Annotated in this window: 19 protein-coding genes; 8 read left to right on the top strand and 11 right to left on the bottom strand. The window is 66.7% G+C overall.

Going from position 1 to position 18,428, the window contains the following annotated elements; all coding sequences use genetic code 11:
* Positions 1–73 precede the first annotated feature (73 nt).
* Complete coding sequence (locus ACI3K3_RS04800; protein ID WP_404912483.1) at positions 74–1,285, bottom strand: MFS transporter; 1,212 nt, start codon at positions 1,283–1,285, stop codon at positions 74–76.
* A 279-nt stretch (positions 1,286–1,564) separates the two neighbouring features.
* On the opposite strand from ACI3K3_RS04800, the gene ACI3K3_RS04795 reads away from it, so the two are divergent.
* The 4 genes from ACI3K3_RS04795 (at position 1,565) to ACI3K3_RS04780 (ending at position 6,522) form a co-directional block, all read left to right on the top strand.
* Positions 1,565–2,197 (top strand): gluconate 2-dehydrogenase subunit 3 family protein, encoded by a 633-nt coding sequence (locus tag ACI3K3_RS04795; RefSeq protein ID WP_404912482.1) that lies wholly within the window; start codon positions 1,565–1,567, stop codon positions 2,195–2,197.
* A 2-nt stretch (positions 2,198–2,199) separates the two neighbouring features.
* Positions 2,200–3,894: a GMC oxidoreductase gene (locus ACI3K3_RS04790; RefSeq protein ID WP_404912481.1), complete on the top strand. Its 1,695-nt coding sequence runs from the start codon at positions 2,200–2,202 to the stop codon at positions 3,892–3,894.
* Positions 3,891–5,318: an MFS transporter gene (locus ACI3K3_RS04785; RefSeq protein ID WP_404912480.1), complete on the top strand. Its 1,428-nt coding sequence runs from the start codon at positions 3,891–3,893 to the stop codon at positions 5,316–5,318. The genes ACI3K3_RS04790 and ACI3K3_RS04785 overlap by 4 nt, the downstream gene beginning before the upstream one ends.
* A 196-nt stretch (positions 5,319–5,514) precedes the next feature.
* Positions 5,515–6,522 (top strand): Rieske 2Fe-2S domain-containing protein, encoded by a 1,008-nt coding sequence (locus ACI3K3_RS04780; protein ID WP_404912479.1) that lies wholly within the window; start codon positions 5,515–5,517, stop codon positions 6,520–6,522.
* Positions 6,523–6,580: 58 nt separating this feature from the next.
* On the opposite strand, the gene ACI3K3_RS04775 is transcribed toward ACI3K3_RS04780, so the two are convergent.
* The 5 genes from ACI3K3_RS04775 to modA form a co-directional block, all read right to left on the bottom strand.
* Complete coding sequence (locus ACI3K3_RS04775) at positions 6,581–6,967, bottom strand: DUF6379 domain-containing protein (protein WP_404912478.1); 387 nt, start codon at positions 6,965–6,967, stop codon at positions 6,581–6,583.
* On the bottom strand, positions 6,967–7,971 hold the full coding sequence (locus tag ACI3K3_RS04770) for a sugar phosphate isomerase/epimerase family protein (RefSeq protein ID WP_404912477.1): 1,005 nt from the start codon (positions 7,969–7,971) through the stop codon (positions 6,967–6,969). The genes ACI3K3_RS04775 and ACI3K3_RS04770 overlap by 1 nt, the downstream gene beginning before the upstream one ends.
* A gap of 116 nt (positions 7,972–8,087) precedes the next feature.
* Positions 8,088–8,723, bottom strand: coding sequence for a molybdenum ABC transporter ATP-binding protein (locus ACI3K3_RS04765; RefSeq protein ID WP_404912476.1), 636 nt, complete (start codon positions 8,721–8,723; stop codon positions 8,088–8,090).
* Entirely contained in the window at positions 8,713–9,429 is a 717-nt protein-coding gene (modB, locus tag ACI3K3_RS04760; protein ID WP_404912475.1) for a molybdate ABC transporter permease subunit, read from the bottom strand. The genes ACI3K3_RS04765 and modB overlap by 11 nt, the downstream gene beginning before the upstream one ends.
* A gap of 13 nt (positions 9,430–9,442) precedes the next feature.
* A complete protein-coding gene (gene modA, locus ACI3K3_RS04755; protein ID WP_404912474.1) occupies positions 9,443–10,210 on the bottom strand; it encodes a molybdate ABC transporter substrate-binding protein in 768 nt (255 codons plus the stop codon).
* A gap of 218 nt (positions 10,211–10,428) precedes the next feature.
* Between modA and ACI3K3_RS04750 the strand changes: the two genes are divergently transcribed.
* Positions 10,429–10,635 (top strand): hypothetical protein, encoded by a 207-nt coding sequence (locus ACI3K3_RS04750; protein WP_313441868.1) that lies wholly within the window; start codon positions 10,429–10,431, stop codon positions 10,633–10,635.
* Positions 10,636–10,682: 47 nt separating this feature from the next.
* On the opposite strand, the gene ACI3K3_RS04745 is transcribed toward ACI3K3_RS04750, so the two are convergent.
* Positions 10,683–11,561, bottom strand: a complete 879-nt coding sequence (locus tag ACI3K3_RS04745; protein ID WP_404912473.1) for an alpha/beta fold hydrolase — start codon at positions 11,559–11,561, stop codon at positions 10,683–10,685.
* 161 nt (positions 11,562–11,722) lie between these two features.
* Between ACI3K3_RS04745 and trxB the strand changes: the two genes are divergently transcribed.
* Complete coding sequence (gene trxB / locus ACI3K3_RS04740; protein WP_404912472.1) at positions 11,723–12,691, top strand: thioredoxin-disulfide reductase; 969 nt, start codon at positions 11,723–11,725, stop codon at positions 12,689–12,691.
* A 75-nt stretch (positions 12,692–12,766) separates the two neighbouring features.
* On the opposite strand, the gene ACI3K3_RS04735 is transcribed toward trxB, so the two are convergent.
* Genes ACI3K3_RS04735 through ACI3K3_RS04720 form a run of 4 tightly spaced genes read right to left on the bottom strand, consistent with a single transcriptional unit; the run spans position 12,767 to position 15,588 of the window.
* Positions 12,767–13,546, bottom strand: a complete 780-nt coding sequence (locus ACI3K3_RS04735; RefSeq protein ID WP_404912471.1) for a hydrolase 1, exosortase A system-associated — start codon at positions 13,544–13,546, stop codon at positions 12,767–12,769.
* Positions 13,543–14,232: a hypothetical protein gene (locus ACI3K3_RS04730; RefSeq protein ID WP_404912470.1), complete on the bottom strand. Its 690-nt coding sequence runs from the start codon at positions 14,230–14,232 to the stop codon at positions 13,543–13,545. Before ACI3K3_RS04730 ends, ACI3K3_RS04735 begins: the two co-directional genes overlap by 4 nt.
* 37 nt (positions 14,233–14,269) lie before the next feature.
* Positions 14,270–14,533, bottom strand: coding sequence for a phosphopantetheine-binding protein (locus ACI3K3_RS04725; RefSeq protein WP_147220069.1), 264 nt, complete (start codon positions 14,531–14,533; stop codon positions 14,270–14,272).
* Positions 14,534–14,571: 38 nt separating this feature from the next.
* Entirely contained in the window at positions 14,572–15,588 is a 1,017-nt protein-coding gene (locus tag ACI3K3_RS04720; protein ID WP_404912468.1) for a GNAT family N-acetyltransferase, read from the bottom strand.
* A 36-nt stretch (positions 15,589–15,624) separates the two neighbouring features.
* Here ACI3K3_RS04720 and ACI3K3_RS04715 point away from each other — a divergent pair, with 36 nt between their 5' ends.
* Positions 15,625–17,142 carry an acyl-CoA ligase (AMP-forming), exosortase A system-associated gene (locus ACI3K3_RS04715; protein ID WP_404912466.1) on the top strand — a complete coding sequence of 506 codons (1,518 nt, stop codon included), beginning with the start codon at positions 15,625–15,627 and terminating at the stop codon, positions 17,140–17,142.
* Positions 17,139–18,365 carry a pyridoxal-dependent decarboxylase, exosortase A system-associated gene (locus tag ACI3K3_RS04710; RefSeq protein ID WP_404912465.1) on the top strand — a complete coding sequence of 409 codons (1,227 nt, stop codon included), beginning with the start codon at positions 17,139–17,141 and terminating at the stop codon, positions 18,363–18,365. Before ACI3K3_RS04715 ends, ACI3K3_RS04710 begins: the two co-directional genes overlap by 4 nt.
* Positions 18,366–18,428 lie beyond the last annotated feature (63 nt).

Below are 18,428 nucleotides of genomic sequence, written 5' to 3'. Positions count from 1 at the left end.
CAGGTTGAGAACAAAAGAAAAGGCCCGCCGGGAGCGATCCCGGCGGGCCTTTTCTTGTGCGACGAAGCGTCTGTCAGGCCGTGAGCGGCGTCCTGCCGCGCGTAACGCCCATGCCCAGCGCTCCGATGGCGACCACCAGCGACACCACGCCCGCGGCGACGAAGGCGCCCTGCATGGAGCCGGTCGCGCCGCTCGCCTGGTGGACGAGGATGGGCGATATGAACTGGCCGAAGAAGAACGATCCCGTCCAGATGCCCATGCCACGGCCGCGATGCTCGAAGGGAAACTTGGTCTGGGCCCAGGCGATCAGCGAGGGCACGGCCATGCCCGCGCCGGTTTGCTGGATCGCAAGGCCGACGATCATCTCGCCGGGATTGCGGGCGAGGCCGATCACCGCAAGCCCGGTGCCGAGAATGGCGAGAAAGGCGCCCAGCTGCACGCCGTTCGAGCGTCCGGAAAGGGTGCGGAACAGCAGTGCCCCGAAGATGACGAAAAGGCTTGGCAGGAAGCTCATCTTGGCCACGGCGGCCGGATCAGTGACGCCCACTTCTCCGAAGGCGATGCTGCCATTGACGATGAACACGTAGTATTGCGCGGCCGAGAACAGCGTCAGCGCGCCGACGCCCAGCGCCGCGCCGATCGGGAAGGGCGCCTTCTCGGCGGTGTCCGTTCCGGGCACTGCGTCATGCGCGGCGCGGCCCTTCGGCTCATAGAGAAAGGCCAGCATCGCGAAGTAGATCGGGAAGGCGACGAGGTAGACCAGGAACCCGCCGTTCCAGCGCACCGAGGCCACCAGCCCCGACATCAGGATCACGCCGGAAGCCAGGAACGGGCCGATCACCCCTTGCAGGAACAGCCAGTTCCGGCGGCTTTCGTTGTCCCAGTAGTCGCCGATCAGGGTGTTGACGATGGTCAGGATCCCCGCCTCGCATACCCCCAGCGCCAAGCGGCTGGCGAAGATCTGGTCCAGGTCGTCGAGGAAGAAGGGCAGGGTGCCGAACAATCCGTAGAAGAACGTGCAGATCAGCAGCAGCCGACGACGGCCGAACCTGTCCACGAACCAGCCCGCGAAAGGGGCGAGGATCGCGATCGTCAGGCCCGGCGCAGTGACCATCATCGGCACTTTGGCCGCCGCGTCCGGGTCTGTCTGGAAGTGCGCGATCATCGAGGCGACGATCGGGAACATCGAGACGATCGCGAAGATCGGAAGGAAGGCCGCGATGACGATGGTCATGCCCTGCGGCTTCATGGTGAGCTTGCTGAAGAATCGGGAAACCGGGTTCATGCCTCTCCGCCCGCGCCGCTGATCGGCGCTATATTAGAATTACTATTCGCGTTTTCCTATCGACGATTTTGATCACGGTCAATGCGATCGAAGCCCTTGACCGAACGGCCTCGATAAAATTAGAACGGTAATTATAAATTAGGCGAGAGGAAGCATGAATAGAGCGCGCCTGCGTAGGGGCATGGTAGGCGGAGGACGGTGCTCCGTCATCGGCCCGATGCACCGAATCGCCGCCGAATCGGACCGCACGATTGGCCGATCAGCGCCTTGGGTGAGAGCATGAGCGGCGCGCGAAAAGGCTGGAACCGCCGCGAATTCGCGGGCGGCGCGGCGCTGCTGGCTTTGGCGCTGGGTATTCCGGTGGCGGGGGTGAGGCTTACCGATCTCGACAGCGCGGAACTGCCGAGCGACCGCCAGCGCAGGCTGATCGCCGAAGTATCGGACCTGGTGATCCCGCGTACCGACACGCCGGGGGCGATGGACGTGGGCGTTGGTGATTTCGTGGTGCTGGCGCTTGCCCACGGGCTTTCGGGCACGCGTGCGCCGATGGCCTCGGGCATGGTCACGGCGGCGCTTGAACCTTTCCGCCGCCGCGACGGATCTCTGCGCCATCTGCCGTGGCTGGAGCATGCTCTCGACCGGGCGGCAGGCGGCGACTTCCTGCGCCACGGCACGGCCGAGCGCTCGCGACTGCTGGCCGCGCTCGATGCAGAGGCTTTCGCGCAAGGTGCGGCGTTCTCTCCGTGGACCGCTCTGAAGGGGCTGATCCTCACCGGCTATTACACCAGCGAAGCGGGCGGATCGCAGGAGCTTCGCTACGAACTCGTCCCCGGCAAGTGGGAATGGGACATCCCGATGACGCCGGAGATGCGCGCATTTTCCAGCGACTGGACCGCAGTGGATTTCGGCTGACAATGACCAATAACACGCAATTCGACGCGATCGTCGTCGGCTCCGGCATCACCGGCGGCTGGGCGGCCAAGGAACTGACCGAGGCGGGGCTGACCGTGCTCATGATCGAGCGCGGCCGCAATATCGAGCACCAGACCGGCTACGACACCGAACTCAAGGCACCGTGGGAAATGCCGTTCCGCGGGCAAGGCGATGCCGAGCTATATGCGCGGGAATACCCGGTGCAGATGCTCAACCGGCATTTCAACGAATTCACCGAAGGCCACTTCGTCAACGATGCCGATCAGCCCTATCAGAAGGCGCCGGGCAAGGATTTCGACTGGTTCCGTTCCTACCAGTTGGGCGGGCGCTCGCTGACCTGGGGACGGCAGTGCTATCGCTGGTCGGACTACGATTTCGATGCCAACAGGCGCGACGGCTTCGGCACCGACTGGCCGATCCGCTATGCCGACCTTGCGCCCTGGTATGACAAGGTGGAGGAATTCGTCGGCGTCTCGGGCGCGGCGGAGGGGCTGGCGCAGCTTCCGGACGGGCGCTTCCTGCCGCCGATGGAACTGAACTGCGTCGAGCAGGCTGCTCGCGAGCGGATCCGGGCAAAGTACCCGGACCGGGTGATGACCATCGGCCGCACCGCCAATCTCACGGAAGCCCGCCCGGAGCAGGGCCGCGCCCATTGCCAATACCGCAGCATCTGCGCGCGCGGCTGTTCCTATGGCGCCTACTTCTCGACGCAATCGGCGACGCTGCCGGCGGCGAAGAAGACCGGGCGGCTCAAGGTCGTCACCGATGCCCAGGTTCACAAGGTGGACTACGACGCGAAAACCGGCCGCGTCACCGGCGTACGCTGGATCGACACCGCAACGGGCGAGCACAAGGTGGCCCGCGCGCGCGTGGTCTTCCTCAATGCGGGGGCGTTCAACTCGGTCCACCTGATGCTGAATTCCGCGAATGAGGCGATGCCGCAGGGTCTTGCCAATTCCAGCGGGGTGCTGGGCACGCATATCATGGACCATGCCAATACGATGGCGGCCATGGCGGTCATGCCGGGCTTCGAAGGGCGGACCAGCTTCGGCAACCGGCCCACCGGCATCGTCATCCCGCGCTTCCGCAATCTCGATACGCTGGACGGAGAGGGCTTCACGCGCGGCTATTCGTTCCAGGGCGGCGCGCTCCAGGGCACCTGGACGCGCGGCAAGCGCATGGGCGGCATCGGCAAGGACTACAAGGAAGAGCTGCACCAGATCGGACCCTGGACGATGGTGCTGGTCGTCTTCGCGGATTCGATGCCGCGCGCAAGCAACCGCCTGACCCTGAGCAAGCGCACCGACCCGCGCGGCGTGCGCCAGCTCGAGATCGCCTTCGAGCACGGCAAGGAGGAGATGGCCGCGCTCGCCGATGCCCACCGCGAGGCGACGGCGATGCTCACCGAAGCGGGCGGACACGTCATCATGGGCTTCGACAAGCCGGGCCACGGCGGGACTTCGATCCACGAAATGGGCGGCGCGCGGATGGGGTGGGATCCCGGAACGTCCGTGCTCAACCGCCACAGCCAGGCGCACGACATCCCCAACCTGTTCGTCACCGATGGTGCGCAGATGAGTTCCTCGGCCTGCCAGAACCCGTCGCTGACCTACATGGCACTCACCGCGCGTGCCTGCGCGACGGCGGTCTCGATGCTCAAGGAAGGCGTGATTTGACCGCATCGGCGTCGCGGGCGCTCGCCGTGAAACTGACCGAGCGGCAGAAGTCGCTGGCCTACCTGACGCTGATGGTGGCGCTGGTGCTGGAGATCGTCGACGTCACCATCGTCAATACCGCGCTGCCGGTGATCGAGCGCGATTTCGGCGCGGCGGCGGCGCAGGCGCAGTGGGTGGCGGCGGGCTATTCGCTGGCCTTCGCGCTTCTGCTGATGCTGGGCGGGCGGCTGGGCGATGCCTTCGGCTACAATCGCCTGTTCATCGGCGGCGTGTCGGGTTTCACCTTCGCCTCGCTGCTCTGCGGCCTCTCGGGCACGCCGGACCAGCTGATTGCCGCGCGCGTGTTGCAGGGCGGGGCCGGGGCGATGATGGCGCCGCAGGTCATGGCGCTGATCCAGGTGCTGTTCGAACCGCTGGAGCGCGTCGCCAAGCTGGCCTGGGTCGGCGTGATCGGCGGGCTTTCGGCCATCTGCGGACCGATCATCGGCGGCGTGCTGATCCATGCGAACCCGTTCGATCTCGGCTGGCGCAGCGTGTTCCTGATCAATGTGCCGGTGGGCGTGGCGGCGGTGATCGTGGCCTGGCGCCTGCTGCCCGCCACGCGCTCGCCTTCGGCGCGGGGGGTAGACGGCGGGGGAACCCTGCTGTTCGCAGCATCGATGGCCGCGCTGCTCTATCCGCTAGTGCGCGGGCATGACCTTGGTTGGCAGCCCTGGCACATTGCCCTGCTGCTGGCCGCTCCGGTCCTGCTGGCGCTGGCCTGGCGGCGGACCTGCCGGCGCGCGGAGGCGGGCGCACCGGCGCTGTTCTCGCCGGAACTCTTCCGGCAGCGGCAATTCCCGCTTGGCCTGGCCATCGCGCTGGCCTTCGGCGCGGCGACGGGCGGGTTCCTGTTCGTCTTCGCGTTCGGTGCGCAGAAGCTGCTCGGCTTTTCGCCATTGGAAACCGGGCTGCTGCACATTCCCTTCAGCGCCGGCGTGATGCTGGGCATCGCCTTCCTCGGTCGCAAGCTGGTGACGAGTCACGGCAAATGGGTGCTCGTCGGCGGAATCGTGCTGATGGCGCTGTTCGCCGGGGGGACGCTGGCCTGGATCGAGACCGCCGTTTCGTTCTGGTGGGCGGTGCCTTGCCTGGCGCTGGCGGGAACGGGCATGGGCATGACCAGTGGGCCCTTGACCCCGGTGATACTGGCGCGCGTGGATCGCAGCCATGCGGGCGCGGCGAGCGGGCTGATCAAGACGGTGCAGGAACTGGGCATGGCGCTGGGCATCGCGGTGGTGGGGACGGCCTTCTTCGCCGGTGCCGCGACAGGCGATCCGGGCGCCGTCTTCCCGGCCATCGCGGCGATCGAGGGGTTGATGCTGATCTGCTTGGTCCTTGCCTTGCGGCTTCCGGCGCCGCTGTTCCCAGAGCAGGACACTTGACTGGAATCATCGTTCTATTTAGAGCTTGATCCGAGCCTGGTAGCGGGGTTTCTCCGCTTGGGAAGTGGGCGCGGCATGATCCTGCCGTGCCTTCATGCTGCGGGCCGCTTTGTCCTTCGGGACGACCCTTTCGGGGGCGGCGGCGCAGCATATTCACGAATTGCGCGCCGCTCCTGAGCATGGCCGGGAGAAGCCGATGTCCGACTATGTGCGCAATCTCTGGTATCTGGCCGCCTGGGATCATGAAGTCCCCGAAGCGGGCATGTTGTCCCGCAGGCTGCTCGACGAGACGTGGCTGATCGCCAACCTATCCGATGGGACATATGCCATGCTGGCGGACCGTTGCCCGCATCGCTTCGTGCCCCTGAGCAAGGGGCGGCTGCAAGGCGACGTGATCCACTGCCCCTACCACGGGCTCGGCTTCGACCGGACGGGGGCCTGCGTCCACAATCCCTTTCCCGCGCCGCCGCCCGCGCATGTTCGCGCTCGGGCGATGCCGCTGGTGCACCGGCATCGCGGCCTGTGGTTCTGGCCGGGCGATCCGGAACGTGCCGACCCGGCGCTGATCCCGGACTTCGCATTCGTAGAGCGCGAAGGCATGCAGCGCAGCCGCCTCGTCATCCAGGGGCATTACGAATTGGTGACGGACAACCTCATGGACCTGACCCATGCCGAATTCCTGCACGTTACCAGCTTCGGCGTGAACGGATCGATCTTCATGGGCCGCCAGTCGGTGGTAGCCGACGAGAGCGGGGCGATCTGGAACAACTGGGACATGGAGGCAGTCAACCCGCCGATGTGGGCGGCGCCGATGCTGGGTCAGGGCGATCGGGTCGACCAATGGCTGCATATGCGCTGGCACGCACCCGCCGCCATGGCGCTGACGGTGGGCCTCGCCAGAGCCGGCACCCGGCGCACGGAGATGGTGGTGCCGCAGATGGTCAATCCGCACATCATCACCCCAGAGACGCGAACCAGCAGCCACTACTTCTACGATCACGAGGCCACGCCGGAAGCCGAGGCGCTCGCACGGCAGGTTTTCGTCGAGGAGGACGAGCCGATGATCGAGGCGGCGCAGGCGGCGCTGGGCGACCGGGATTTCTGGGAGGCCCGCCCGGCGATCCTGGAAACCGATGCCGGGGCCATTCGCGCCCGGCGTCGCCTGATGCAGCTACGCCGGGCGGAAACGGTGGTGGCGGCCTGACGCAAAAAGGGCGGCGTGCCCCCGCGCGCCGCCCTTCCTTGGCAGGCCCTGTCCGCTCTCAGAGCGAGACGGTCTTGCTGTCGGTATTTATCGAGGGGAAGGGCAGGTACGACACGCGGAGCTGCTGGAGCAGCGCCAGCGCGTGCTCGCCGCTGGGGAAGCCGCCTTCGCGATCGACCAGGATGGTGGCGGGGGCACCGAAGGGCCAGCGGCGATCGTAGGCGGTCTCCATCTGGTCCAGAGTCAGCGGCCCCTTGCCCTCGTCGAAGCGCACCGCTTCACGCGGGAGCGGCTCGCCGTCGATGGACACGTCCAGTTTTTCGATCATCGAGAGACCGAGGCCACGATAATACCCGAGCCTGGCTTCGAACGCGAAGCCGGTGGGGGCCTCGGCCGGGCCGATGTTGCGCAGCGTGGCTGCGTCGATCAGGTACTTGTCGAACATCAGGCGATCTCCCGTTCCGCTTCGGCCCCGGCGATGAGGCGCTCGAACATCACATGCTGGCGGCGAACCTGCTCGCGGCTGTCGACCGGCATCACGTCCTGGATCCAGCGGTTGCCTTCGTACTCGCTGGAGAGCGTGCCTTCCCAACCGCACTTCACCAGTTCCGGGATCACCTCTTCATAGGCGATCGTGGGGTCGGTGCAGTCCTCGGTCATGCCGTAGAACTTGGCCTGGATGTGGCGGAAGTAGGGGGCATAGTCCTTGATCCGCTTCGGGTTGGCATAAGGGGCGTGACGCAGGGTTTCGGCCATGGCGATCTCTGCCTTGTTGCCGCCCATCTTCACCGCGACCTCGTAGATCGTGTATTCGCACATGATCTTCTGCTCATGCTGGTCGACGATGAACTGCGCCACTTCCGGTCGCGCGCCCTGGCGTTCGAAGCGGGCGCGGAACTCGGGCGGGTAGTGCTTCATGAACACGCCCATGTCGGGCAGGATGCCGAGGTGCCGCGTGCCCAGCCGGTCAGCCACGTCGATCGTGCGCAGGATCCAGGCATGTTCGAGATGCCAGGGCGCGTGGACTTCCACGCCCATGTGGACGTCGAGTTCCTCGGCATAAGGCACGCACTTTTCCAGGATGTCGGGCCGCACGAAGATGAGCACGCGCATGTTGCGGATGCCCAGCCGGTTGCAGAGCACCAGATCGCGCCGGATGCTGTCGACCTGCTCCTCGTCGGAAAGCGTCTCGCCCTTGCGCAGCTTGGTGTCGAGGAACATGTCGTAGCAGGTGAAGTGGGCGCCGTGGCGGGCAAGCATGTCCTGCCAGCGTGCCACTTCGGCGTCATCGATATGGGGGAACGCGGGCATGTTCTGCTCGGGCAGGATTTCGATGCCTTTCGCACCGATGGACGCGCCGAAGGCTATGCAGTCCTCGACCGTCATCTGCCCCAGGAACATCTCTTCCTGGAAGCTGTAGAGGCTGATGCCCCGTTGGATTTTCGACATTGGTTCCTCTCCCGCGCAGGGCCAAACCCTGCTCAACAGTATTAGAATTTCAATTCCTGTTTTAGCAATGCAACAAGGGCTGTCAATCGGCGGGAGCACGATTCAGGGCGGGTGCGTCAGCCTTGCGGCGAGATGACGATGACGCGATCGGCCAGCCGGTCCACTTCGGCGCGGTCGTGGCTGACATAGAGGATCGGCAGCGACAGTTCGTCGCGGATGCGCTCGATCACGGAGAGGATGTCCTCGCGCCTTTCCGCATCGAGGGAGGCGAGCGGCTCGTCCATCAGCAGGAAGCGCGGGCCGGAAAGCAGGGCGCGGCCGATCGCCACGCGCTGCGCCTCGCCTCCGGACAGCGTGGCGGGCCGGCGGTCCAGCAGGTGGCCGATGCCGAGGAAGCCGAGCGCGGTGTCGAGGTCCATCCAGCGCTGTTCGGCAGGGGCGAGGTGCCAGCCGTAGAGCAGGTTGTCGCGCACGGACTTGTGCGGGAACAGGCGCAAGTCCTGGAACACGTAGCCGCAGCGGCGCTGCTCCGGGCGGAGGTCGATGCGGCGCGCCTTGTCGAACAGCACGGTGCCTTCGACGTGGATATGGCCGTCACCGGGCCGCGCCAGGCCGGCGATGGCATCCAGGAGCGAGGTCTTGCCCGCGCCCGACGGGCCGAACAGAGCGGTCAGCCCGCCCTTCTCGGTCTGGAAGGCATAGTCGAGCCGGAGCTTGCCACGCCTCAGCGAAATCGCGACGTCAAAGGGCATGGTGCGCGCTTCCCGGCCCGCTGCGGCCGTGTTGGCTGCGCCGGGCGAGCCACTCGGAAGCGACGAGCGCCGTGACCGAAACCAGGATCGACAGCACGGCGAGCCGCGTCACCTGCCATTCGGAGCCCGGTATCTGGAGCGCGCTGTAGATCGCCAGCGGCAGAGTCTGCGTTTCGCCGGGGATGTTGGAGGCGAACGTGATCGTCGCCCCGAACTCGCCGATCGAGCGGGCAAGGCCGAGGACGAGTCCCGCTAGCACCCCCGGCATCGCCAGCGGGAGGGTAACGGTCATGAAAGTCCGCCAACGTCCGGCGCCAAGGGAACGGGCGGCGCTTTCAAGGCGGCGATCCACCGCCTCGATGGAGAGGCGCATGGCGCGAACCATCAGCGGCAGCGCCATGACGGCGGCGGCCAGCGCGGCGCCGGTCCAGCGGAAGATGAAGGTGAGCCCCAGCCAGTCCGCCAGGAACCGGCCCAGCGGTCCATTGGTGCCGAAGGCGATCAGCAGGAGCCAGCCGGTGACGACGGGCGGCAATACCAGCGGCAGGTGGACCATCGCATCGAGCAGCACCTTGCCGGGAAAGCGCCAGCGCGCCAGCACCCAGGCGAGAGCGAAGGCGACGGGCAGCGCGGCGGCCATGGCCACGCCGCTGACCTTCAGCGACAGGACCAGCACCTGCCACTCCTCCAGGGTGAGCCCCGTCATGGCCGCTGGTCGATCAGCGCGTGCCGAAGCCGAAGCGGCGGAACACGGCCTTGCCCTGCGCGGAAATCAGGAAGCGGCGGAAACCTTCGGCGTCCTTGTGGCGCGAGGCGGCGAGCAGGGCGACCGGGTAGCTGATCGGATCGTGCGACGCGGCGGGGAAGGTATCGACCACGCGCACGCCGGGCTCGGCGCGGGCGTCGGTCAGGTAGACCACGCCCAGCGGTGCGGCGCCGCGGCTGACGAGGGCGAGGGCGGCCCGCACGTTCTCGGCCGGGGCGAGCTTGCCCTGCACCGAAGGCCAGACTTTCAGCCGCGTCAGCGCCTGCTTGGCATAGACCCCGGCCGGCACGGCGTTGGGGTCGGCAACGGCCAGCCGGTTCGGACCCAGCGCGGCGGCAAGGCGAAAGCCGGGCGCGATCTTCAGGCGAACGGGCTTGTTCGCCGGGGCAATCAGCACGAGGCTGTTGGTCAGGAACGACACGCGGGTTTTCGGACGAAGCAGGCCCTTCGACTGCACCTCGTCCATCCACGGTTCGTCGGCCGAGACGAAGATGTCCGCCGGAGCGCCCGCTTCGATCTGGCGGGCGAGGGCGGAGGATCCGGCGAAGGAGATCCTGGGGCGCGGATGGCCCTTGGCGGCCCATGCATCGGCGGCGGCGTTCATCGATTCCTGAAGACTTGCGGCGGCCAGTACCAGCGGGCCGGACTGCGCGGCGGCGGGTTGGACCAGTGCCGTGAACGCCAGGATCAGCGATGTGACGAAGGCAAGCAGCCGGCGCATTTCGGGAAGTCTCCGGAGGATCATTGTATTCGATCGTATATGGCTTGCTCGAAGCATTGCAAGGCGTTGTGCGGGCGAACCGGCCGCTGCAAGAGGCTATGGGCAAGGCGAAAGGAAGGTGTTAGCATCCCGATTCTGCGGGAAGGTTCGGCGGTAACGCCGGCGACGTTACGCCAAAAGGCGAACGGATAAGGGCCGCGCAAAAGGGGATGTTGTGAATGAACGTCGTTGACGAAGGTATCATGCTTTTCGAACGTCGCGGAGAAGGCTTCGCCGGGCTGCGCCACGGAATCAGTTCAAATCTCGTCTATGCTGCGCAAAGCGGCAGGCTCGGCAATCCGGAGCATGACGCGCGCGGCCTGATGATCGCCGTCGCGCTCTGCGCCTGCTGCTGGATGGGCCTGGGATACTTCCTGCTGACCTGACGCAGCGATCGGCGCCACCTTCTGGCGGCGCCCGTCAACTCCCAGATTCAACTGCCCAGGAAGTCTTTCACGTCGCCCATGAAGCGGTCGAACTGGTCGTGATGGAGCCAGTGTCCGGCGTTCTCGTACTCGATCAGGCGGGCGGTCGAGAAATAGTCGATGCGGCCGTCTTCCGCCGGGCTCTGCGCGAAGCTGTTCTTGCCCCAGAGCATCAGCATCGGGCAGGTGATCGCCTGCCATAGCGCGACCACGTCCGCTGTCGGCAGGTCGGAAGCGGACCAGACGTTGACGTAATTGTCGAACTTCCAGCTCCAGGTGCCGTCCTCGTTCCGGCTGGCACCGTGGATGGTGAGGTGGCGAGCCTGTTCCTCGGTCAGGAACGAGTTTTCCTCCTTCATGCGCTGGTAGGCATCCTTGCGGGTCGCGTACTTGCGCGGTGCGCGGCCGGCGGCGCGGCGCTTGTCCTCTACCCACTGCCGCAGCCGATCGCCCACACCGCGCTCCTCCATCTGGCGGCGGATGTGCGGGGGCGGGCCGAGTCCCTCGATATTGACGAACTTCGCCACTTTCTCCGGGAACAGCCCTGTGAAGCGGGTGGCGATGTTGCCGCCCAGCGAATGCGCGACGATCGTCACTTGCTCATGCCCCAGCGTGTGGATGAGCTGCGCGAAATCGTAGAGGAAGGCGTCCATGCCGTAGTGCCCCTCGGGCGACCATTCGGAATCGCCATGCCCGCGCAGGTCCGGGCAGATCACATGCCAGTCGTGCCGCAGTTCCTCGGCCACCCAATCCCAGCTTCGACAATGATCGCGGCCGCCGTGCTGGAGGATCAGCGGCGGGGCGTCCGGATTGCCCCAGTCGACATAGTTGAGCCGCAGGCGCTGCGATATGAAACGGTTCGAGGTAGGTCCGAGCTGGCTTTTCATGGCGGAACCGTGATCCGCCGCGCGATGGACGTCAATGGAGGGCTAGCTTGATTTTGCGGGGATCAAGTATTTCCTTATGCCGCGCACCGCTTGGCAAACCGGGGTGCTTGGCCCTATCTCGCGCCCCAACGATATTCGACAGATTCACGCCGGAGGTACACATGGCGACGACGCACAAGACCCGCATGCTCATCATCGGCTCCGGCCCCGCAGGCCTTTCGGCCGCGATCTACGGCGCGCGCGCCGGGATGGAGCCGATCGTGGTGCAGGGTCTTCAGCCCGGCGGCCAGCTGACCATCACCACCGACGTCGAGAACTATCCCGGTTTCCGCGAAGTCATCCAGGGCCCCTGGCTGATGCAGGAGATGGAGGCCCAGGCCGTCCACGTCGGCACGCGCATGATGTACGACATCATCACCTCGGTCGATCTGACCGGCCCGGTGTTCACCGCCACCAGCGATTCGGGCGACATCTATGAAGGTGACACCCTGGTGATCGCCACCGGCGCGCAGGCGCAGTGGCTGGGCGTGCCCGGTGAGCAGGAACTCTCGGGCAAGGGCGTTTCGGCCTGCGCCACTTGCGACGGGTTCTTCTATCGCGGCAAGAAGGTCGTGGTGATCGGCGGCGGCAATACCGCGGTCGAGGAAGCGCTGTACCTCACCAACCACTCCGACGAAGTGACCCTGATCCACCGCCGCGACACCCTGCGCGCCGAGAAGATCCTCCAGGACCGCCTCTTCGCCAATCCCAAGATCAAGGTCGTGTGGGACAAGCGGGTGGAGCGCTTCATGGAAGGCGAGGACGGCGGCTTGCGCGCGCTGGCGCTGATCGACACCAAGACCGGCGAACAGAGCGAAATCCTTACCGACGGCGCCTTCGTGGCCATCGGCCATGCGCCCGCGACCGAACTGTTCAAGGGCAAGCTCGCCATGGACGAGACCGGCTATCTGCTGGTCGAGCCCGGCACGCCCAAGACCGCCATTCCCGGCGTCTTCGCCTGCGGCGACGTGATGGACCATGTTTATCGCCAGGCGATCACTGCTGCGGGCACCGGCTGCATGGCGGCGCTCGATGCCGAGCGTTACCTCGCCCACCGTGACTTCGCCGAGGCGGCTAAGGTCGAGGCCTGATTTTCAGGAAGATAAGGGATTCTGGGGGCTGAGCCCCCAGACCCGCGAAACGTCCGCGTTGCGCGGGCAGGTGAACTACGCCTTGTTCAACAGGCCCAGCACTTGCGCGAGCAGCCATTCCTGGGCTGCGAGTTCCACGTAGCTGTGCGTGGCTTCCGGGCAGCGCCGCAGCCGCGCATCGGCCCTGTCCCAGTTCGCCAGGAAGGCTTGCCCCGTCCGGTCGCGCTCGGCAACGAGCAAGCGCACCTCGCCTGAAAACGCGGCAAGGCCCTGGGCGATCTCCCGTGCCAGGCCCAGGGTCTCCGCGGGGGCAGGGCGCATCGCGGCAAGCAGGCTGCGGGCCAGCCCGCCGATTGCGACTTTGCCGGTGAGCAGGCGCTTGATGGCTGCCGGATCGCCCAGACGGCGGCGATAATGGTCGCGCACCACTTCGGCCGGCGCCTCTTCCGCACCGCCTTCGATGGTCCAGGGATTGGACAATACTAGCGCATCCAACCCGGCCCCTTCGGCCAGCATCAGCGCGCTGGCGGCATCGCAGTTTCCGAACCCCACGACGCGGCGGACCTGCGGGCATTCCCTGCGCAGGGCTGAGAGAGCGGCGCGGATATCCGGCCCACCCGAACGGAAGCCGCCGTTTTCGCCCTCGCTGTCGCCCACGCCGCGCCGATCGAAGCGCAGGACGGGGAACCCTGCGTCAGCGACAAGGGCGGCGAGGCGGGCCTGTCCGTTCCAGGCGCCGGCGCGTGTTTCGTTCCCGCCGGAAACCAGCAGGAGGGCCGCGTCGCCGGGCGCGTCGTCCAGCGTGGCGACGAGCCGTGCGCTTTCGCAGGAAAAGACGAAATGCCGCCGCGTCATGGGCGCATCGCCTCTGCCAGCAATACCGCAAGAGCATCGGCCTGCGCCGCGTCCTCGTCCGGCTCGGCGCGAAGCCAGAGGCCGCTGCCGCCGATTCGGTCCTGCGGGATGACATGGGCGCCGGGGCCGGGTTGGCGGTTTTCGAGATCGCGAAACAGGCCGCTGCCGAGCGGGTATCCGGCCAGCACTATACCCTCTGACCGCGCCCGCTCCGTCAGCATCTCCCGGCTTTCCTCAAGCCCCGCCTCGCGGCTGGCGAGCATTCGGGCGCGAAGCATTCCGCGCAGGATCTGCGCGCCCTTGAGCGGCGCATAGTGGAAGGCGGGAAGGTCTGGCGTGAACAGGCACCCGCCGCGTATGCCCAGCACATGCGTTGCCGCGAACCGGTGCGCGGCTGCCGCCATGGCCTCGCCCCACAGGCGTGCGTCCTGAGTTTCCAGCGGAAGCAGGCTTTCGTTCGTGCCGGGAAAGTCTGGCAGGACACTGTCGATACCCGCCCGGTCGAGCCGCCGCATCACCTCGACGGTGAAACGGCGCAGGCGATTGGCTTCGTCGAACAGGGCGGGGACGATCAGCAGGCGGCATGGACGCGCGGCATCGCGCACGCCTCTGGAGAGGCCACTGGACACGAGCGCCATTTCCTCACCCGCGTCTTCACCGGGTAGCGACCAGCGCGCGGGGGTCATGTCCTGATCCCCGCCGATCCGATCGCACACCGAAGAATCACGCGGGCGCGCGTTTGGCTTTCGCGAATTCGAGCAGGCCGCCGAAGGTCTCCAGCATCTCGCCGTCGATCTCGTCGTCCTCGATGATGATGTCCAGCCGGTCTTCCAGCTCGGTCAGCAGGCCGGCGACCGCCATCGAATCCAGCTCGGGCAGGTGCCCGAACAGGCCGGTATCGGCATCGAACGTCTCGGCCTGACCCTGCTTGAGGCCCAGCACGTCCGTCAGGATGCGGCGCAGCAGCAGGTCGGTATCGTCTTGCATGGCCCCTCTCTTCGGGCATTTTCACAACCTCCGCGCCTCTAGCCGGGCTTCGCAGTCGCGGCAAGATATTGTGCGCCCTTGCGCAGGGCATCATGCGCGAGCAACGGCCAGTTTCGTGGAGACCAGGGCCGGAGCATGTCCAGCCTGTATCGCGGTCGCACAATTTCCATCCAGTCGCGCTTGTAGGAATCGTCGCCGGCGCCGAAGTCGACCAGTCCGACCTTGTCCACATCGATGACATGGCGAAACAGCGCCGCGCTCAGCACCGAGCCGGGCGAGAGCGGTTTGGCGGCCTCCCGGTGCGCCAGCTTGTGGATCCAGGCCGTGCTGCCCTCCACGGTCCACATCTGCGCGGCCACCGGTTCGCCTTCGGCCAGCGCAATTCCCAGCCGAAGCCGCCCGGCGGAGCCTTCCGCCTTTGCAAAGTCACGCAGGAACGCGGGGCTGCCTTCCTCCGGCTTCCAGCTTTCGGAATAGATCGATTCGTAGGCGCGCCAGACATCCTCGTCGAAACGGTCGAGCACGCGGGTGTCCAGTTTGCCGGCCTTGCGTTTCAGCGTGGTGCGCAGCTTGCCGGGCCGCGAAGCAAGGTACTCTGCGTAGCTGCGACCGCTGACGGGCAGGATGTGGTTCGTATCGCAGGTGCTGCGCCGGACCAGCCACCCGGCGGCGCGAAAGGCGGTTTCCAGCCGCGTGGCGCTGCGATCCTCGTTCGGAACGCCGGAAAGCGTCACGCGGCGGACCTTGCCAGCCAGATCTTCGGCCAAGGCACGAAGCAGGACGTCGGACCCGGAGGCAAGGGGGCGATACCGGAAGGTGTACCAATTGGACAAGGCGTGAAGATGGCCGCGACCGTCCTGCAGCGGCAGCACGGCCATGTCGTCTCCCTCGCGCGCCACGGCGATCAGTGGTGCCAGCCCGCAATGCTCGGCCAGCCCCTCGAACCACGCCAGCCGGTCGAAAGGCGCGCGCTGGTTGCTCTCGGAAAGCCACGCCGCTAGCTGGCCATCCGATTGCACTTGCTTAAGATCGCGGTGATAATCGATCCTCGTCACGTTCCTTCGAACCCCCTTTGCGGAGCCTCCCTCGCCATGATCCTGCCGCTCGACCATCTCGCCCTGTGCGGAGAGGATTCGGCCGAGGCGCTCGTGCTGCGCGGAGAAGTGCTGGACTACAAGGCCTTAAGATCGCGTGTCTCCCGTCTTGCGGCCTGGCTCGGACGTGCGGTGCCGGAAAAGGGCGCGCGGGTGGCGTCGTGGGCGGCCAAGGGCGAACTGACCTGCCTGCTGCCGCTGGCCGCCGCGCGCGCGGGGCTGGTGCATGTGCCGGTCAATCCCTTGCTCAAGCATGCGCAAGTCGCGCATATCCTGGCCGATAGCGGCGCGGCCCTGCTGATCGGCACGCCCTCGCGGATGGCCTCGCTGCAAGCGGGGGACGTGCCTTCGGCATGTCGCCAGATCGACGAAGGCGCGGCGCTGGCCGAGGCGGAAGCGCTTGGCGGAGAGATGCCGCCCTCGCAGGCCGATCCCGAGGAACTGGCCGCGATTCTCTATACCAGCGGCTCCACCGGGCGCCCCAAGGGAGTGATGCTCAGCCATGCGAACATGTGGCTGGGGGCGGAGAGCGTTGCCGACTATCTCGGCCTCGCGCCGGACGACCGCGTGCTGGCGGTGCTGCCGCTCTCGTTCGACTATGGGCAGAACCAGCTGCTTTCCACATGGCATGCCGGCGGCTGCGTCGTCCCGCTGGACTACCTGATGCCGCGCGACGTGATGAAGGCGGTGGACCGCCATGCCATCACCACGCTCGCCGCCGTTCCGCCGCTGTGGGTGCAGGTCTGCGAGCTGGACTGGCCGCCCGAGGTGGCCGCGAACCTGCGCCGCCTCACCAATAGCGGCGGTGCGCTGACGGTGGACCTCGTCCGCAGGATGCGCGCGCTGTTCCCCAGGGCGCGGCTCTTCGCCATGTATGGCCTGACCGAGGCGTTCCGTTCGACCTACCTCGATCCCGCGCTGATCGATAGGCACCCGACCTCGATGGGCAGGGCGATACCCCATGCCGAAGTGCTGGTGGTCAACGATGCGGGGGAGATCGCCGCCGATGATGAGGAAGGCGAATTGGTCCACTGCGGTCCGCTGGTCGCGCAGGGCTATTGGCAGGACGCCGAGCGAACGGCCGAGCGCTATCGGCCTGCGCCCGCCGGGTCGCGCTATGGGGGCATGGCGGTCTGGTCGGGCGACCGGGTGCGGCGTGACCGGGAAGGATTGCTCCATTTCGTCGGGCGCCGCGATGCCATGATCAAGAGCGCGGGCAACCGCATCAGTCCGCAGGAGGTGGAGGAAGCGGCGCTGGCCACCGGCCTCGTGGTCGAAGCGGCGGCGCTGGGCGTGTCGGATGCGCGGCTGGGGCAGGCGGTCCATCTGGTGGTTCGTGCCGCGCGCGGGATCGTAGAGGCGGAGGAAGAATTGCCGCGTAAACTCATGCAGGAACTGCCGAATTTCATGCAGCCAAAAGTGATTCACTGGCGCGCGTCGATGCCGATCGGGCCCAATGGCAAGATCGATCGCACCGGGCTTGCAGCCGAACTGGCCGCGGAGATGGGGGCATGAAGCCGCTCGGTCCGATCCCGGCCGGTTTCATGGCCATCGACGGCGTTCTCGCGATCGGCGGCAGGCCGGTGGCGGCGTGGGTGGAGGAGGCCGGCGATACCCCGCTGTTCCTCTACGAATCCGGCCGCATCCGCAGCAGGGTGGCGGAACTGCGCGCCGCCATGCCCGAGCGGCTGGCGCTGCACTATGCGGTCAAGGCCAACCCGTTTCCGCCCCTGCTGGGCTTGATGAACGGCCTGGTCGATGGCTTCGACATCGCGTCGGGCGGCGAACTGGCGATCGTGCGCGAAGCGGGCATCGATCCCGCGCTCGTCAGCTTCGCCGGGCCGGGCAAGCGCGACCGCGAACTGGAGGCGGCGATCCGCGCGGGCGTGACGCTCAACCTCGAATCGGAGGCCGAGGCCCATCGCGCCATCGCCATTGCTGAAAGGCTCGGAATCACGCCGCGCCTCGCCATCCGGGTCAATCCGGATTTCGACCTCAAGGGGTCGGGCATGAAGATGGGCGGCGGCGCGAAGCCCTTCGGCATCGATGCGGAACGTGTGCCCGAACTGGTCCGCCATATCGTGGCCAGCGGCGCGGAATGGCGCGGATTCCATATCTTCGCCGGCAGCCAGGCGCTGGATGCCGAGGCGATCGCGGAAACGCAGGGGCAGGCGCTCGACCTGGCGGCGCGGCTGGCGCTGCAAAGCGGCGCGGCGCTGCCGCATTGCAACCTGGGAGGGGGGCTGGGCATCCCCTATTTCCCGGGCGACACGCCGGTCGATCTTCCGCTGGTGGGCGAGCGCCTGGCGGCACGCTTCGAAAACCTGCCCGACATCTTGCAGGACACGGCGTTCTGCATCGAACTGGGCCGCTATCTGGTTGGCGAAGCGGGCGTCTACGTCGCGCGGGTGATCGACCGCAAGGAGAGCCATGGCGAGGTTTTCCTCGTCACCGACGGGGGGCTTCATCACCAGTTGGCCGCCTCGGGCAACTTCGGCACGGTGGTGCGGCGCAACTATCCTTCCGCCATCGCCACGCGGTTCGAAGCGCCGGTGGAAGAGCAGGCCTCGATCGTCGGCTGTCTCTGCACACCGCTGGACAAGCTGGCCGACAAGGGCGGTTTTCCGCGCGCCGATGTGGGCGATCTGGTGGCGGTGTTCTGCGCGGGCGCTTACGGGGCTTCGGCTAGTCCTGCCAGCTTCCTGGGGCAGGGGCCGGCGCTGGAGATGTTGGTCTGATAGGGTCGATTTCGCCCCGCACTCATCGTTGAAAACGCACGTCATCCTGAACTTCAGGATCCA

This window comes from Novosphingobium sp. ZW T3_23 (assembly GCF_044987305.1).
Taxonomy (GTDB): Bacteria; Pseudomonadota; Alphaproteobacteria; order Sphingomonadales; family Sphingomonadaceae; genus Novosphingobium.
The sequence above is the reverse complement of the archived record's forward strand: the minus strand, read 5'-3'. Positions and strand labels throughout refer to the sequence as shown.

What these genes read in the sequence shown, in the direction of transcription:
- ACI3K3_RS04735 (WP_404912471.1), bottom strand. Translation starts at nt 13,546, where the DNA reads ATGACGCGGCGGCATTTCGTCTTTTCCTGCGAAAGCGCACGGCTCGTC.
- ACI3K3_RS04750 (WP_313441868.1), top strand. Translation starts at nt 10,429, where the DNA reads ATGAACGTCGTTGACGAAGGTATCATGCTTTTCGAACGTCGCGGAGAA.
- ACI3K3_RS04730 (WP_404912470.1), bottom strand. Translation starts at nt 14,232, where the DNA reads ATGACCCCCGCGCGCTGGTCGCTACCCGGTGAAGACGCGGGTGAGGAA.
- modA (WP_404912474.1), bottom strand. Translation starts at nt 10,210, where the DNA reads ATGCGCCGGCTGCTTGCCTTCGTCACATCGCTGATCCTGGCGTTCACG.
- trxB (WP_404912472.1), top strand. Translation starts at nt 11,723, where the DNA reads ATGGCGACGACGCACAAGACCCGCATGCTCATCATCGGCTCCGGCCCC.
- ACI3K3_RS04770 (WP_404912477.1), bottom strand. Translation starts at nt 7,971, where the DNA reads ATGTCGAAAATCCAACGGGGCATCAGCCTCTACAGCTTCCAGGAAGAG.
- ACI3K3_RS04790 (WP_404912481.1), top strand. Translation starts at nt 2,200, where the DNA reads ATGACCAATAACACGCAATTCGACGCGATCGTCGTCGGCTCCGGCATC.
- ACI3K3_RS04795 (WP_404912482.1), top strand. Translation starts at nt 1,565, where the DNA reads ATGAGCGGCGCGCGAAAAGGCTGGAACCGCCGCGAATTCGCGGGCGGC.
- ACI3K3_RS04780 (WP_404912479.1), top strand. Translation starts at nt 5,515, where the DNA reads ATGTCCGACTATGTGCGCAATCTCTGGTATCTGGCCGCCTGGGATCAT.
- modB (WP_404912475.1), bottom strand. Translation starts at nt 9,429, where the DNA reads ATGACGGGGCTCACCCTGGAGGAGTGGCAGGTGCTGGTCCTGTCGCTG.
- ACI3K3_RS04800 (WP_404912483.1), bottom strand. Translation starts at nt 1,285, where the DNA reads ATGAACCCGGTTTCCCGATTCTTCAGCAAGCTCACCATGAAGCCGCAG.
- ACI3K3_RS04710 (WP_404912465.1), top strand. Translation starts at nt 17,139, where the DNA reads ATGAAGCCGCTCGGTCCGATCCCGGCCGGTTTCATGGCCATCGACGGC.
- ACI3K3_RS04725 (WP_147220069.1), bottom strand. Translation starts at nt 14,533, where the DNA reads ATGCAAGACGATACCGACCTGCTGCTGCGCCGCATCCTGACGGACGTG.
- ACI3K3_RS04765 (WP_404912476.1), bottom strand. Translation starts at nt 8,723, where the DNA reads ATGCCCTTTGACGTCGCGATTTCGCTGAGGCGTGGCAAGCTCCGGCTC.
- ACI3K3_RS04775 (WP_404912478.1), bottom strand. Translation starts at nt 6,967, where the DNA reads ATGTTCGACAAGTACCTGATCGACGCAGCCACGCTGCGCAACATCGGC.
- ACI3K3_RS04745 (WP_404912473.1), bottom strand. Translation starts at nt 11,561, where the DNA reads ATGAAAAGCCAGCTCGGACCTACCTCGAACCGTTTCATATCGCAGCGC.
- ACI3K3_RS04715 (WP_404912466.1), top strand. Translation starts at nt 15,625, where the DNA reads ATGATCCTGCCGCTCGACCATCTCGCCCTGTGCGGAGAGGATTCGGCC.